This is a genomic window from Actinomyces sp. ZJ308, from assembly GCF_011752065.1.
Taxonomy (GTDB): Bacteria; Actinomycetota; Actinomycetes; order Actinomycetales; family Actinomycetaceae; genus Actinomyces.
Genome location: NZ_JAAIJY010000046.1, coordinates 1 through 15,242 on the forward strand (window position 1 = coordinate 1; position 15,242 = coordinate 15,242).

The window sequence follows — 15,242 nt, forward strand, 5'->3', positions numbered from 1 at the left end:
GAACCTGGGTCAGGGGCTGGCGAGACAGGGCGGTCGTGGTGGAGGATGGCATCAGCGCGGGCTCCCAGGACGAGGAGATGACTAGACACCACTCATCGTCCCCACGGGGCCCGCGCCCCTGTCCTAGCGACACGCCATCCCTACCAAACCGACTCAGACACCCTCACCCACCGACTTTGCCGACCCCCTGGGGTGTGGGCCGATCCCAGGTGCTCGATCACCTTGTCCCGGCGCCCTTCCTTGACCGCGATCTGCACCGCCGTCGCCCCCGAGGCTGTCTTGACCTTACGCACAAACGGGCTCACCACTCCGACCCTACCGGCCCCTTAGTGTGCCAGCACACCCCCAACCACCACGCGATACCAACGAAAAACCCACCTCAAAACCCAGACCCCACCAAACTGTCACGAGTCAGGACAGACGACAACGACACAATCAAACCAACCCAGAAGACCACAATGACGCCTGATCCAACTACCCAAAGCGGACATTAACAATGAAACAGGTCACGACTCGGGTCGGAGAGGCGCGCACCAGCCAGCATCGACATCCAAGCGATACGGTGCTGCTACGCATTTCCAGACATAACAGGTGGATTAAGTGGCATCCTTTGATGGCACTGACGTAAAGGGAATACTCCCCGCCTCCCTATTGTAGCTAGGGATGTCGTTGATTAGTTCCTCAAAGAAGCCAGGTAAACCGGCTTTGAGGTTGCCGCTTATCCCTTCGTCTCCAAACCTCTCTTCAAACACATATAATACGAGAAGGTGATCATTTGGATAAAGCCAAAACAGATTCGTGTAGTCATCCTTCACCCAACCACTCCCTCCTTCCTTTCCTTTGATGGACAATGGAGAGAAGCTTCGGTACCTGTCGGTGATATCACTCAGTTGTGTGGCTTTTTCTGGCTGGTACTCAATAGTCATCACGTGGCTAACACCGCCCCTGGTATTCACCAACAACATACATGAAAACGACTCACCAGAAGACGAATTGTCGTAATGATACTTTACGACTTCCAAAGACAGCCTCTCTCGCAGCGTCTTGTTAGGTACCACTCCGCACACCTTTTCTTCAGCAATAGGAGGGAGGGTCTCAGGCGAATTTGCTCCGCTCTTAAGGAATGAGCATCCCGATATCAAAACACAGGCAAGCAAAACGGAAAGCGCCGGGAGCACATGACCACGTCTACTGAGCATGTCCACTAACCTCGCACCATAATCTTCATCATTATCACTTCTGCAGTTCTTCCTCGGTCTTTTTATAATCCTCATCATTCACCATCACCGTAGACACCACTCCCCTGCCCTTGTCAAGTCCGTCGCCCACACCGTCAGACGCCATTTTACTCACCCTGCCTGCGAAACCATTTGAATCTCCACCTCATACCCCGCACCCTGAGAACCCGACACCGACAAAGTCACACCACCACCGTCATTCCTCTTCGCTGCTTCCGTCGAACCGGAGGGAATGAGCAATCCGAGACTCACTAGGGAAATAGAGAATACAGCACTGAGAACACTCTTGTTCAGCAAACGTCCGTCCCCTTCTCCTCGACAGAGGCCACCTTCCAGCGACCATCGCTCAGGCGGACCGTCACTAGGTAAGAATGTGTGTGCCGCCAGCTGGTGCGCGTGACATCTTGGCCCGAATCTGAAACCTGCTTGATCTGGGTCTGGTCCGAGCACGCATCAACCGTGGCCTCACTGCCCGACTGCATCTCAACGGAATACACTTCCGCTCTCGTCGTTCCGACCTCACGCCCACCTGATTCCTGAGCCTCGCTATAGGTATCTCGATAGCTCTCGAGTTCCTCACCTGTGGTGGAGGCCTCGACGGTGGACAGGTCGCCGTCCATGTTCCGGTAGGCCTCCCAAGTGGCCCGGTCATAGGCAAGGTACCCCAGGACAACCTGGGACTAGTTGGCGTCCAGCCCCTGGGGCACGAGATCCACGTAGTAACCGATCGAAGAATCCGTCAACGCCTGAGCATCCAACATCGTCGGCGCCACCGACGCCCCCGACGACGCTCCACCCGAAGCGGGTGCCGATGACGCCGAGCCGCCGGAGACACTCGCGCTGTTCACGGGCGGGATGGTCCTCCAGCCCTCGAGCCGCTCGACGAGCACCCCACCAGGGCGAGGCAAGCGGTGAGTAGGCATGCGCCCAGCGCGCCGACAACACGACGACGGCGACCAGACCAGTGGTACGGGCGAGGTAGACACGACAAGGAACGATTCATGACGACAGGCCTTCCACGATCAAGCCGGAACCACACCCCGGCACAACACGAACCCCCAGATTCCACCGACCAGAACCCGTGGGCGTCACGGAAACGTCGCGCCCCTCGATAAGGCTCGCACCCTCCACCACCCCGGCGAGGCGCCGCAGACACGGCACCTCGCCACCACTGTTCCCATCGACGCACCGGACCGGCGAAACGCGCACCAACTAACATCGACAACCAAGCGATGTGCAACTCCGCCACGCTCTACAGCACAAAGAACCTGCAAGCATATCCGCCTCCACTCAGCCCCGGGATTACGCACACCTACAAGGCCGAGCAAAACTCTTGAGCCTAAGCAAAACGATCTGAAGCGACAAAGATGCCGTACCAAATAACGCCCCGCAACCCGCCTGCGGACTTTACCGACCTCAACTGAATCAGGTTGATGTCGCAGTTTATCCTGACGGAAAAGGGCTCTCGTCGGCAAGCGAAGGACTTAACGGCTGTCCAAGCCCCGGGACCACCTCACCGTTGCACGTCCACGGAACCATAGATAAAGCAAGATTCTTGGCATTCTCCTTAATGTCACCGTTCATAGGAGCAACATCATCGTAGAGCGTCACCATCACCAAAGCGTCACCACAAGTGATTAGGCTACTTACACCCCTACCACCTTCCATAACGCGAATATCTCCCGACGCTCCTTCCACACCTTGGACAGCGAACCTCTCCGACCCTGGCCCCCGATAGTCATTGTCATGACTTTTTTCCGAAGACTTCCTACTGATCAGCGACCTGAAACCGGTTGCGCTAACAGATCCGTTAACGGAAACTTTTCCGGAACAGTCTAAACGTCGATATCCTCCGTCGCTGTACTGACCGGACGAATCCCGGAGCGATACATCAGGAAAGACCGCTTTTACTGACTCGTCAGCAACTCCCGGGCAAGTGAAGTGCGAAGCTGAGGTGTCAACACTGGCCGGTGCAGCCGCGGTAGCCGCCACAGTATCTGGTCGCGAGTACCCGCAACCAAATAGACTCAGAGCGATCGGCGCACTAAGTGCGACAAGAAAGGCTCTTCGCTGGCGTACTACATCAAACCAACTGTACACCATTTGCGTTACCCTAGTCTCACATCTAAAAGAACCACCAACATCTCCTTGTTCTGATCTTGAACTTTACTTGTCTATCTGAGCTGACCATGAGAATCGTTATAGCCGTCGGAGAACCTGTCAGTTGCATCGTTAGAAAAACCAGGCATTCCAGGATGATTCTTCACGGGAAGCGTCTTTCCGATCTGCGTAAGGGCCTGCTTCTGCGCATCCGTTAGTTGTGGATCATTCGGATCGAGGTGATCTGGATCTATTCTTAGACTGCCATCGTCATTAATAATTTCACTGATATCCGCTCCTTGATTTGCGGCTGCCATAGCCGCCAACTCCTCTTGTGAATAGACGTTGCTTCCCAGTATGGAAAGTATTGACGCATAGGTATTATTTCTCGAGGCTGCCTCTCTAATTCTCGCATTCCTATCCGTCTTTTCCTGTAGCTCTCCACCAAACACCTCAATCATGCCATCGTGGGTCGCGTCTGCCGCTCCACTCTTAGCTAGGTTAAGCGCGAATTTGCTACCAGCATCAAGGGCCACGCCCGCGGCCTTCGCCTGAGGTAGCGGAATGGCGGTGATTGCCATCTTAGTTAGTTCAGCTAAATCGCCTACACTCTGGTCAGCGTCGGAACCATCAATTTCACTTTGCCTGGCGACAGCTCCAGCCGTAAAACCTCGAAGCTGGCTTTGATCATCGTAAACGCTTTTAATAAGCGCCTCATCTTTACCCTGAGAGCCAGCAACTTGTTGCTTGTTGAAGGCCTCCTGAGCGCCCACATAACGCGCCATTGCATGATCATTATTCCCGACCTGTCCAAGAAGATTAGTCAAAGCTTCTTTACTAAAAACTGCCTGCTGCGGAATGTCCACGCCCCAGTTAGCTCTTTCTTCCGGTTTCAATGTATAGCCTGCCGCACCATCTTTGCTTGCGGATTGTTGGACGCCATATGTATAGTTTGACAACGCAATGGAAACGGAGTTTCTTCCCGCGTCGGAAAGCTCAATCTTACTACCGTTCGCACTACCATCCTTATCCGGGTCCGCATTGCCTTCCGTTCCGACAGTATTCAAGATTCCTGACGTGACGGCTGCATGAGCATGGCCCCCAGCCCGGTCCTTAACGCCGACAATCGACTCCCGAGCGGACAGCATCAGCCAGTCATCTTCCCATTTTCCATTATTCTCAGAGACTATCCCTTCACGATTCAGGGGGTCACGATTGATAAGTTTTTCGATACGTTCTGTAGTTTTCTCATCATTAACTTCTCCGTTGGAGTCTTTTACTGTCAGCCAACTCGTGGCTACACCTGGGCTTCCGGTTAACGCGTGAACGACGCCATGCAGAGAGTTACCTCGTTCACCGGTGGTGATTCGATTATCGTTGCCTCCCTTGGACTTATAGTTTTCAAGCCTTCTAGCGAGTGTTAACAAGAAGGTGTCATCGTAGTCAAGGCCTACAGTTTCATTATTACCGTCTCCGTCTATATCTGTTGCTCTTGAGGCTGAAAGAATCTGATTAAGCGAACCTAACCGCTGCCCTTTATTTTTCTCTTCAGAATACTGAACTAGAGAGTTCGCATATTTGGATGCCTGTTCGGGTGACCAACTTCGTGAGCGTACGGCGAGAAGGTGACCGATCACGGTGGCAGCATCTTTTTCCGCATCAGGACGCGCATTGGATGTACTTCTCGCGGGCCCGCTGCCGCTCGTTTCCCTGAAACCTCCACCAATGTCGATAGGAATATCGAGTAGCCTACCGGGGCCAATGGTGCCGAGCATAAAGGCTGCATACTCGGGATCATCCTGTTTCGCCTGCAGGCGCGCCAAGAGCTTGTCCCATTGTTCTGGTGAGCAGCCTTCCTCGGAGTATTTTACAAGATCAGCAGCATCTTTTTTGGCTGCCCTCCAGTCGTCAACATGATTGTGCTCTTTGATGACTTCAATACTTTCTGCCTGCCCATCGGGAACATAATAGGAGATCATCCCGCCAGAACTCGTGGTGATGCCGCCTTCGTTGGCGGCTTTCGCGGCATCGAGACATGTTTGAAGGTTATCGATTTGACTCTTAAGGGTGCTTCTTCGTGTGTCCAGCTCCATAGAGAAACTCCCCAGATCGAATGGACTCTTCTCGGCTGCATTACAGTTGACCACAGAGTCTCTAGCATTCACGACGGTTGTGTCGTTAAACGTGGTTAATTTATTGATGATAGCTTGCAGCTCATCGGGGTTAAGTTTAACCTCGGTCATCGTTGCTCACCACTTTCCCCTCGAGTCGTTCTTGCCCACCCATTTAGGTTCCTTATTCCAGTCCTCGTAGCGATCCTGACGGGACCAGTTGAACCACTGAGTCACTCCACCTATCGCGTCAGCGATCGAACCTTTAATGGTTTCAGCCAGAGTTGACTTCCATACCTTCCCCTCTTTACCGATGTCTGTTTCGGTAAAAAATTTGTCTGCGGGAGATTTGGCTCCAGTATGATCGAAGTCAGCTCCGATGCTAGACCTTGCCTCGTCGAACTTCTGTATCACCCTCCACATCGCTTCTTTCTTCTTGTTGAGCACATCATCAGGATGCTCTTTATCACTCTCGTCGCTGCTACTGGAGGACGACGCCTGGGGGGAGGAAGGGTCGCTAGGAACGCTCCACTGAGGTTTACTAGGAAGTCCACTAGTGCTTGAAGATTCTGGGGCCTGCTCTACCCCAGAGCCGTCCGGAGAATAACCCATAATAAACTCAACCTTTCAGTTCACCTCAGTGACAAATAATTTACAGAGCAAAAGAGCGCAGCGGTCAGATTTTTCACCTTCTCTATTCGTTGACTTGTCGTGGTACTTGTGTCCATGTCCAGCCAGTGGTGCTGATCTGGACTGCCCTTCCCTTGGGGACCGGGCCACCGATGGATCTGGGTAGACGGGCCGAGAAGTGCGAGCCGTCATCCGCACTGCGTGGAGCAAGAACAAGTCCCGTCCTCGTCTTCCTGGCCGTGGCGACAACGCCGCGGTACATACCTCCAACCTCGTCAATGCCGCATGCCACGAGGACGCCCCCGTCGTGGTCGCGGCAGGTTTTGATATGAGCCTCAATCGTCGGGTTGATGCTGTGGTCATTGGTCAGTGTATCGAAGTCATCCACCACAATGACAATGTTCTCCGGATCCTCCGCGAGCAACTCAGTCAGGTCACCCGGCTCAGCGTCCATACCCAGCACCCCCACCACGTTCGGATGCTGGGCCAGCTCGGCCAAGGGTGACCTGCGGGGTAGCACCAGGACAACCCTCTGCCCATTGTCCAGCAACCTGCTGGTGGCGAAGTACAGCGCCGTTGACCGCCCGGAACGGCGCGGTCCGGTCACCAGAAAGGCATTACCAATGTCTTCCAGCGACACCGGCAGCAGACGCAGATCGTCCCCACCCACAGCAAACGCAATATCATTGTTCTCCAGCTTGGGCTCCAGCCTGAGGGCCTCCTCCGTGCTGATCGCCACCGGCAACTCGTCCACATGACCCGGACGCTGTGCACGGTCAATGACGCCCCAACGGGACTCGGCCCGCTCAGCAGCCCGGTGAACCGCAGCCACCTGCGCCGTCCCCGCAGGATCATCGCCCAGCATCACCAACTGAACCTCCCGAGGCCGCTCCCCCGAACGGAAAGCCCGCCCCTGCGGCATCGACAGGGGAACATCCCGAGCCCGCATCGCAATGAGGTCGAAGTCATCCGCACTCGGCATACGCAACACCAAACGATCCTCCAGCATCATCCCGAACCGCCCCCGAAACACGGTGCGGTCCCCCGCAATCACCACGCGCAGCCCCACCGCCGGCCCCTCACGCATCAGCGTCTCCACCATGCCCGGAATTGCTCCGGCGTCAGTGTTCTCAAAGGTCGCCATGAAGTTGTCCCACCGGTCGATGAGCAGCACCAGGTACGGCAGACGCTCAGACGGCGGGGTGGCGGCCCGCTGCTCAGCCACCGAGGCGTAGCCATGAGTCGCCAGGTACTGCTGCCGGTAGGCCACCTGGCCACCCAGCAGGGCCAGCATCCGGCGGATCCGATCCGCCTGATCACGACTGACCACCGCCCCGAAGTTCGGCAGCCCCACACACGGGGCCAGCGCCCCGTTCCCCGCATCAATACCGTAGGCATGCACCTCGGCGGCCGAGGCCGACTCGGCCAGTGCCACCGCGATCCCCCGCAGCACACTGGAACGCCCTGACCTCGGGGCCCCCGCAACACCCAGGTGACCACCACGCGTGTAGTCCCACACCATCGGCCGCTGCGCCTGCTCACCCGGCAGATCCTCCAACCCCAAAGGCAGCGGGGGTAAGAACCCCTCTGCCCTCGGATCAGCCACGTCACCCCCCGCGCTCTCCTCAGCTCGGGCCGCCTCGATGCGCTCCGCAACCTGCCCCAGGGTCACCAGCTCCGGCAACGGCGGCAGCCACGGACTGTGCGGGTCGGGCCGCCCCGTCGCCTCATGGGCCGCCCCCATCGCAGAGACCAGGGTCGCCAGATCAGTGGGAATCGTCGCGTCCTCCTCCACCTCCGGCGGTTTCATCTCCGGGCGCGAGAGCTCGTCCAAGGTCAGCGTCGCCGCCCGCACCGCCGCCTGCGGCGTGGCCCCACGAGGCCTGCCCCCCACCCGCGAGGACTGAAACTGACGCAGGCTCGCATGCCCCAGCCGCGCATAGGCCCTCCCAGGAATCGAGGGCGGAATATACGCCGAGTTAGAAGCCTCAATCACGTCCTGGGAGTCGTTCTCATCGGTCACCCGCAACGCGATCCGCAGGTTCGTATTCGACTTGATCTCCGCGGACACCACACCCGCCGGCCGCTGAGTCGCCAGCACCAGATGCACTCCCAAAGACCGCCCACGCCGAGCAATATCCACCAGCCCCGTCACGAAGTCCGGCAGCTCGGACACCAGCGCCGCGAACTCATCAATGATGATCATCAGCCGCGGCATCGGCTCATCGCCAGGCGCCATAGCGGCTACATAGTCCTCGATATCCTTCGCGTCCGCCCCCGCCAGCTGATGCTCACGCCGGCGCAGCTCCGCCCCCAAGGACTCCAGCGCCCGCGACGTCAGGTGCCCATCCAGGTCGGTGACCATCCCCACCGTGTGCGGCAGACGCGCACAGTCCTTGAAGGCCGCACCGCCCTTGTAGTCCACCAGCACGAACGTCATGGAATCCGGCGTGTTCCCCACGCACAGGGAGGCGATCAGGGTCTGCAGCAGCTCGGACTTACCCGAACCAGTCGTCCCCGCCACCAGCGCATGCGGCCCATCAGCCCGCACATCCAACCAGAAGTGCCCCTCGGCGTCCTCACCGATGACCGCCCTCGTCGTCCGGCTGCACCGCTCCCACGCCGCCAGCACGGCCTGAGCATCCGGATCCGGCATCGGCAGCACATCCAGCAGCCGCGACGCCGTCGGAATCGTCGAATCCGCACCCGAGGCGGAGACATCATGAACCGGCGCCAGCGCACGAGCCACCCGCTCACACCAACCACCCGGCACCACGTCCAGGGTCACCCGCTCGACCTCATCCACATCCGCCTGCGACACACCCGCAGCCCCCGCCTCAGCCATCACCACAGCCCGGCACTCCTCAGGCAGAGCCGTACGATCCCGATCAATGCACACCAGACGCACCCCCGCGGCCGGTCCCCGGCGCAGCACTGAGATCAGGCCCGGCCGCAGGCGCAGTCCCCGGGCGCCGTCGAGCACCACGAGGATCTGCTCCTCCGGGCCCACAGAAGGGCCGCGCTTCTCCGGGTCCAGCCGGCGCTCCACCAGCTCGGAGAGCTCATTGATGCGCCGGGCGATCGTCTCATCGTCCAGGCCCACCTTGGCCCGGGCACCCATGCCCTCCAGGTTGCGCAGGTGCGGCAGCCACCTCGTCCAGGCCCAGCGTCCGGCGGGATTCTCGCCACGCACGGGCTCCACCAGAAGCACCATCTGCAGCTCGGCCGGCGAGTGCAGCACCGCCGCCTGGGCCATGAGCCAGTCCGCGGTGTCATGGCGCTGCGCGCCGCACACGCCCACCACCCCCAACTCACCCAGCGGCACCCGCACCGGCACGTCCGGCGCCGTCCACCGCAGCGGCTCCTCGTGCTTGGCGCGCTGAGAGTCCTCGATCTCCACGTCACTGGGCAGATCGGCCACCCCCACCCGCAGATCCAGCCAGTCCGGGTCCGCCGGCCGGCGCTCCCACAGCTGGGCGCGCGGCCCCGTGGCCCGCAGCAGCAGCTCGGCCGCGTTCGGGTGGTCCCCGCGGCGCAGCCCCCGCTCCGCGGTCAACGCCTTGAAGGCAGCCTCCTCGGTGACCTCACGCTGCTCCTCGTACTTGCGCAGCTTGTCCTGGTAGTCCTTCTTCTGGTTCGAGCGTCCCTGGAGCTGATTGGCGATCATCATGATCGGGGAGAACACCATGAATAGGAGCGAGTAGACGCGCCCCGTCATGAAATACATACCCGCACCCATGACCAGCGGGGAGATGAGCATGGCGAAGGGGAAGGGCGGTTTACGCTGCTCAGCTGGCTTCGTCGGCAGGGCGAACTTGGTCTCCCGCACCGGCCTTGCCAGGCGCGGAGGCCGGTTGAAGTTCAGCGTCGGGGCTCCCGCCGTCGGCGAGACCACCGCATCGGCCACCGGTACCGCCCCGATCGACAGCAGCGTCTCCCCCACCGTGAGCAGCGCGTCCGTTGACCACTCGGTGCCGCCGGCGCTCAGCGGCCGCCGATCGAGCTCGAGGTAGTGGCGTACGCCGTCGGGCTCCAGCGTCTCCCGGCTGGAGAGGATCGCCTCGGTGTCCAGGCCCTTCTTCTTGGCGCGGCGCCGCTTGCGCTCCTCCTTGCGACGACGCCGGCGCGCGGCCCGCCCCTTGGCCTCCTGCTCCTCGCCCCGCTCCGGGGCTGCCAGGACCAGGGGACCGGGCAGGGGGCGGCGCCTGGGCAGCGGCAGGGGCAGCTCACGCTCGGCGACCTCCGCGACCGGGGTGATCGTCACCCGCCCGCCGACGGCGACGGCGAGGTCGGCGATCTTCTCCTCCACGCCCTCCAGGATCAGGTCGCAGCCGGGTCCGCCGAGGGTGTAACCGCCCAGGCTCAGACGGTGGACGGCACCGGCGCCCCGGCCGGCCACCACGCGCAGCTCCACCACCCCGACCGGTTCGACGTCGTCGCGCACCGGGCCGCCCAGGCCCAGCAGCATGCCGTTGCGGACCACATCGACCAGGTTGTCCGCGGGAGCCAGGCGCCTGGGGCCGTCCCACAGAGCCGTCGGTGGAGCAGCCACCTGCTCGCCGGCGTTGACCACCAGCCGCAAGGCCGCCCCGGGCGCACTTCCCTCAACGGCGGGCTCCAGGCCCGCGACCATGTCCCCCACCGTGGCGTCCTCGGGCGCCACGACCAACAGATCACGAGTGGCCGCATCGGCCTCACCGGGCCGCAGGACACTGATGAACAGCTGCACGCGTCCCCCTCCTTAGGCAGGCCGGCGAGCCACGGACAGACCGGGAGCCAAGTCCTCCACGAGGGCGGCCGTCGCCGGATCCACCTGGGCCAGGTCATCGGCTCCCGCCGCGGACAGGAGCCCGAGCACCTCCCGCTCCAGCTCGCCGCGTCCGCGCCGGGCCGCCAGGCGCAGCCGGTCGCGCCACAGTCCCTGGTCCAGGTCCACGACCGCCAGACCGGTGGCGATCGCCATGGCCGCGCCGTCGGGGTCGGTGTCCCCGATGAGCTCGACGATGCGGTGGGCGGCGTCCACCACGAGAGCGTTGAACTGGTGCGCGGCGCGCACGCGCGCCATCCAGGTGTAGCGGCTCTCCTCGGCACCGGCCACCATGGGGCCGCGCACCAGCCGCAGTGCCTCGATGAGCAGCTCGACCTCGCGCTGGGGCGGGCAGCCGCGGGAGGCGGCCAGCAGCGAGCGCAGCACGTCCCAGTCGACGACGACCCCCGGCCCCATGACCAGGCGCCCCTCGGCGTCCTCGCGCAGGTGGGGCATCCCCTGGGAGTCGTGGCCCAGCCAGGCGCGCAGCCGCTCCACGGTACCTGCCACGACGTCAGCGGTCGCCCCCAGCGGCCACAGCATGGTGCCGAGCACGGCCGGGCGAATGCCCTCGGGGTGGAGAGCCACGCAGATCGCCGCCTCGGTCAGGATCGAGCGGCGCTCGGGCTCCACCGCGCCGGCGGCCTCCACGAGCGTCTGCCCCAGGACCTGGATGCGCACGTCGGCGGTGCGCAGGGCGGCGGTCATCATCGGCGGCGTGGGCGGGTCGGGGATGGGCGGGCGGGTGCCGTCGTCGGTGACCTGGGCGGGGCCGAAGAGGCTCGCCAGGGCCAGGACCTCGTTCTCGGTGGCGCGCGTGGCCGTCACGGCGATGCCCAGCTGCTCGATACGGGCGGTGCCGGAGGCGTCGATGTCGATGGTCCAGCGCGCCCGACCGTCCCCACCGGTGCGCACGACGGCGTAGTCGCCGCCGGGCGGAAGGGTCGGCGTGGCCTCGCCGTTGCCCACGAGGACGAAGGTGGTGGCCGCTCCGGGCCGGCGGCCCGTGATGACGTCCGCCCGGCCGGGCAGCAGGTTGCTCGCCAGGAGGGCCTCCGGGGACTGGATGCGTCCGCCGGCCACCTCGCGCAGGGTGGCGGGCAGGCCGGCGCCCACGACGACGGCCTCCCGGGACCAGGGGTTGGTGCACAGCTCCAGGGCGAGGGCGGTGACGACCTCCGCGGCCATGGCGGGGTCACCGGTGACGGCGACCTCTCCGTCGGCGAAGGCCAGGTCGACGAGGATGTCGGCGCCACCGGCGATGCGACCCACAGTCACCAGACCGGGCAGGAGGGAGCCGTTCGGGGAGGGGGCCGGCTCCTGGCCGGCGCGCATCACCCAGGTCAGGCCCTCCTCCTGGATGCGCCACGGGGCGGGCGCCTCGGGGACGGCTCGGGCCAGGCGCAGGTAGCAGGCGTCGTCGTCGATGGCGACGGCGTAGGGGCGGGGGTTGCCGGGGATCGAGTCCAGCGAGCGCAGGATGGCGTTGAGGCGCTGGACGCGGCGCTCGTCGGAGCCCACGCGCAGGAGCCGCTCAAACTCGCCGGGGCCCTCGTCGAAGGCGCCGCCGGACAGCTGGCGCCTGCGGCGCACCAGCGTCGCCACGAGGGAGGCGGCCAGGAGCGCACCGACCGCCGGCATCTGCACGGGCGGGACGTCGCGCAGGGTGGAGGCCAGGCCCTGATCGATGCCGGCGCCGGCGCGGGCCTCATCGGGATTGGGAGTGGCCGGGGCCGGGGTCGCCGGGGCCGGCGCCACCGGAATGGCCTCGACCCGGTCCACGGAGGTGGCCTCCTCGGGCATGACCATGAGCCAGCCGGGCTGGATGAGCCGGGCCAGCTCCAGGGAGCCGCCGTCGGGCTGGACGCGGCCGGCGTTGAGGTCGTAGATCTGGGTGTAGGCGCGTCCGTCACCGAGGCTGCGCTCGGCGATGTCCCAGAGGTTGTCGTGGTAGCGGCCCTCGGGCGGCTGGACGACGTAGACGCGTTGGCCCACGAGCTGGGATCCGAGCTCGGGGTCGATCTCGACGCCGCCGACCATGTACCGCATCTGCTGGCTGCCGTCGGGGTTCTGGGCGACGGTGCCGGAGGAGACCGAGGCGCCCGAGGGATCCGTGGTCTGAGCAGCGGCCGCGGCGCGGGCGGAGTCCTGCGCGACGGCGACAGCCGGGGTGGGCTCCTCGACGACGGGCGCGGCCGCGGCGGCCAGCGGGCCGCTGACGGCTCCCAGCAGCAGCACGGAGGCCACGAGCCGGCGGGCCACGGCCTGCACCCCGCCGGAGAAGGGGACGTGTCCGGGGACGCTGCGGCCGCGAATGGCGGAGACGGTCTCCACGAGGGTGCAGAAGGTGAACTGCATCCAAGCCAGCCAGATGACCCAGATGAGGACGCCCAGGAGGGCGTCCACGGAGATCGCCTGGGTGAAGGTGTCCATACCCAGATCGGTGGGGATGGGCGGAAGACCCACGGTGGCCAGCAGAGCGACCGGAAGACCGATGATGGCCAGCATGAGGAGGAGTGCGGCCAGGAGGGACTTCCACACCGGGGGGCGCGCGGCGCGCACCGGTGCGCGGAAGCGTTCGGGTCCGGCTGCCTGGGCTCGTTGAGCGGCGCGGCTCACTGATCCTCCTCGAAGATACCGACGGCGTTGCGGGCCTCGCCGGTGACGGTGACATGAATGGATGAGACGCCGACGAGCCGCAGCATCGTGGTGGGGACGTCGCGCTCGACGGTCACGGCGACCCCCCCGGGAGGTGACGTCGACGGTGGAGCCCTGGGCCAGGCCGCCCTGGGCCAGGTAGGTGCGGGCGGCGGAGGAGGCGGCGGCGCGGTCCACGGAGACGGTCGCGCCTCCGCGCACGTCGTCGGTGGACAGGTGCTGGGCGGCGGCGCGGGCTGCCTGCTCGGCCTGGTCGGCCAGCGTGGCGCGGGCGTTGAGGACGCGGCCGCCCTCGATGCACAGCCCGGCCATGAGCATGAGGACCGCGGCGATGATGACGGCGTAGACGGAGACGGCTCCGCGCTCGTCGTCGTGCCGGAGCCGGCGGCGCACAGAGGCGATGATCCGGTTCATCGGGTTCCCCTCCAGGTGTCGACGGGTGCGGTGGAGCTGGCGGTCACGGTGGTGGCGCCGGGAAGGAAGACCAGACCCAGGTCGGACAGCTCGACGCGGCAGCTGACGGTGGCGGTCACCGTGCCGCCCCGGCCGAAGCCGCCGACGTCGATGCCTCCTGAGCACCGGGCGTCGGCGGTGTCGGCGACGGCCAGGCTTCGGCGGGCGGCGGCGTCGGCCTCCCCGGCGGAGCGCTCGATGGAGGCGGCTCGGGCGGCGTCGCGGGCCGCGGCCTGGACCATGCCCTCGGTCGAGACCAGACGGCCACCGGCGACGGCGATCATGATGATGAGCAGGAGCACCGGAACCAGGACGATCATCTCGACGGACATGCTGCCCCGCTCGGCGGTGCCGGCGGTCCGGCGTCGCCCGGCCCGGAGCCCTCGCCCGGCGAGACCGGGGGTCTTGCGCTCTGCCAGGAGCGTCAGGAAGCGTCTCACGTGTCCTCCCGGAAGGTCTCGCGCTCGGAGGTGACCGTGGCGCTCACCCTCGGGGCGAAGCCCGCGATGATGTCCATGGACTTGCCCGACACCTGAACGTTGACCTGGTTGCCGATGACGGTGACGTCCACCGTCACATCGGTGAGCGCCTTGCCGCCGACCCGGTGGGCGTAGGCCTCGCCGTCGGCCCTGGCGGCGGCGACGGCGGAGCCGTCGGCCGAGCCGCTGCGGACCTCTCGGGCCACCTCGCGGGCGGTGGAGGTGGCGACCTCGTTTCCGTACCAGCTCAGCGCGACCTGAACGGTGAGCAGGACGATGAGCAGAAGCAGCGGGAAGAAGACGAGCAGCTCGACGCTGGAGGCCCCCGCCTCCGAACGCAGGCGCCTCGCCAGTCCTCTCCACCGCGACTGCATTGACGTCATGTCCCATCGCCGCCGTTGATGCTCGGCACCTGGAGTTCGGAGGAGGCGTTCTGCACCATGCCGTAGATGGCGCGGCCGACGACGGCGGCCAGGACGATGAGGAAGCCGGTGATGATGACCCACTCGACGGTCGAGGCTCCTTTCTCCTCCGACAGGCGGTTGCCGACCCGCTCACGCAGGTCACCGGCGAATGTCTGGAGCGTGCACAGCAGCTTGAGCATTCTTTGTCCTTTCCTTAAGGGAGACTGGTTGAATCGCCCCGGGTTTGATGGAGGCAGTGATGACACGGAAGGATCACTGTCATGGGACAGAAGAAGTACCCCGATGAGCTGCGCGAGCGAGCCACGAGGATGACCTTGGAGGCACTGGCCGACCCGGCGCGG

10 protein-coding genes are annotated in these 15,242 nt (G+C 63.8%); all 10 read right to left on the reverse strand.

Annotation, left to right across the window (positions count from 1 at the left end):
- Nucleotides 1-596: 596 nt before the first annotated feature.
- Entirely contained in the window at nt 597-1,274 is a 678-nt protein-coding gene (locus HCR68_RS13255; protein WP_167150244.1) for a hypothetical protein, read from the reverse strand.
- 254 nt (nt 1,275-1,528) lie between these two features.
- Nucleotides 1,529-1,858 carry a hypothetical protein gene (locus tag HCR68_RS13260; RefSeq protein WP_167150246.1) on the reverse strand — a complete coding sequence of 110 codons (330 nt, stop codon included), beginning with the start codon at nt 1,856-1,858 and terminating at the stop codon, nt 1,529-1,531.
- Between the two features lie 60 nt (nt 1,859-1,918).
- Nucleotides 1,919-2,086 (reverse strand): hypothetical protein, encoded by a 168-nt coding sequence (locus HCR68_RS13265; protein WP_167150248.1) that lies wholly within the window; start codon nt 2,084-2,086, stop codon nt 1,919-1,921.
- Between the two features lie 1,326 nt (nt 2,087-3,412).
- Nucleotides 3,413-5,581 (reverse strand): DUF6571 family protein, encoded by a 2,169-nt coding sequence (locus HCR68_RS13270; protein ID WP_167150250.1) that lies wholly within the window; start codon nt 5,579-5,581, stop codon nt 3,413-3,415.
- A gap of 6 nt (nt 5,582-5,587) precedes the next feature.
- Nucleotides 5,588-5,896 (reverse strand): hypothetical protein, encoded by a 309-nt coding sequence (locus tag HCR68_RS13275; RefSeq protein WP_167150252.1) that lies wholly within the window; start codon nt 5,894-5,896, stop codon nt 5,588-5,590.
- 247 nt (nt 5,897-6,143) lie between these two features.
- Nucleotides 6,144-10,562, reverse strand: coding sequence for an FtsK/SpoIIIE domain-containing protein (locus HCR68_RS13280; RefSeq protein WP_243859133.1), 4,419 nt, complete (start codon nt 10,560-10,562; stop codon nt 6,144-6,146).
- A 258-nt stretch (nt 10,563-10,820) separates the two neighbouring features.
- Nucleotides 10,821-13,958: a hypothetical protein gene (locus HCR68_RS13285; RefSeq protein ID WP_243859134.1), complete on the reverse strand. Its 3,138-nt coding sequence runs from the start codon at nt 13,956-13,958 to the stop codon at nt 10,821-10,823.
- Nucleotides 13,955-14,437, reverse strand: a complete 483-nt coding sequence (locus tag HCR68_RS14485) for a TadE/TadG family type IV pilus assembly protein (protein ID WP_279587000.1) — start codon at nt 14,435-14,437, stop codon at nt 13,955-13,957. Before HCR68_RS14485 ends, HCR68_RS13285 begins: the two co-directional genes overlap by 4 nt.
- Nucleotides 14,434-14,859 carry a TadE/TadG family type IV pilus assembly protein gene (locus HCR68_RS13300; RefSeq protein ID WP_243859135.1) on the reverse strand — a complete coding sequence of 142 codons (426 nt, stop codon included), beginning with the start codon at nt 14,857-14,859 and terminating at the stop codon, nt 14,434-14,436. Before HCR68_RS13300 ends, HCR68_RS14485 begins: the two co-directional genes overlap by 4 nt.
- On the reverse strand, nt 14,856-15,080 hold the full coding sequence (locus tag HCR68_RS13305) for a hypothetical protein (RefSeq protein WP_167150258.1): 225 nt from the start codon (nt 15,078-15,080) through the stop codon (nt 14,856-14,858). The genes HCR68_RS13300 and HCR68_RS13305 overlap by 4 nt, the downstream gene beginning before the upstream one ends.
- Between the last annotated feature and the right edge of the window lie 162 nt (nt 15,081-15,242).

What these genes read in the sequence shown, in the direction of transcription:
- HCR68_RS13305 (WP_167150258.1), bottom strand. Translation starts at nt 15,080, where the DNA reads ATGCTCAAGCTGCTGTGCACGCTCCAGACATTCGCCGGTGACCTGCGT.
- HCR68_RS13255 (WP_167150244.1), bottom strand. Translation starts at nt 1,274, where the DNA reads ATGAGGATTATAAAAAGACCGAGGAAGAACTGCAGAAGTGATAATGAT.
- HCR68_RS13285 (WP_243859134.1), bottom strand. Translation starts at nt 13,958, where the DNA reads ATGAACCGGATCATCGCCTCTGTGCGCCGCCGGCTCCGGCACGACGAC.
- HCR68_RS13300 (WP_243859135.1), bottom strand. Translation starts at nt 14,859, where the DNA reads ATGACGTCAATGCAGTCGCGGTGGAGAGGACTGGCGAGGCGCCTGCGT.
- HCR68_RS13260 (WP_167150246.1), bottom strand. Translation starts at nt 1,858, where the DNA reads ATGGACGGCGACCTGTCCACCGTCGAGGCCTCCACCACAGGTGAGGAA.
- HCR68_RS13270 (WP_167150250.1), bottom strand. Translation starts at nt 5,581, where the DNA reads ATGACCGAGGTTAAACTTAACCCCGATGAGCTGCAAGCTATCATCAAT.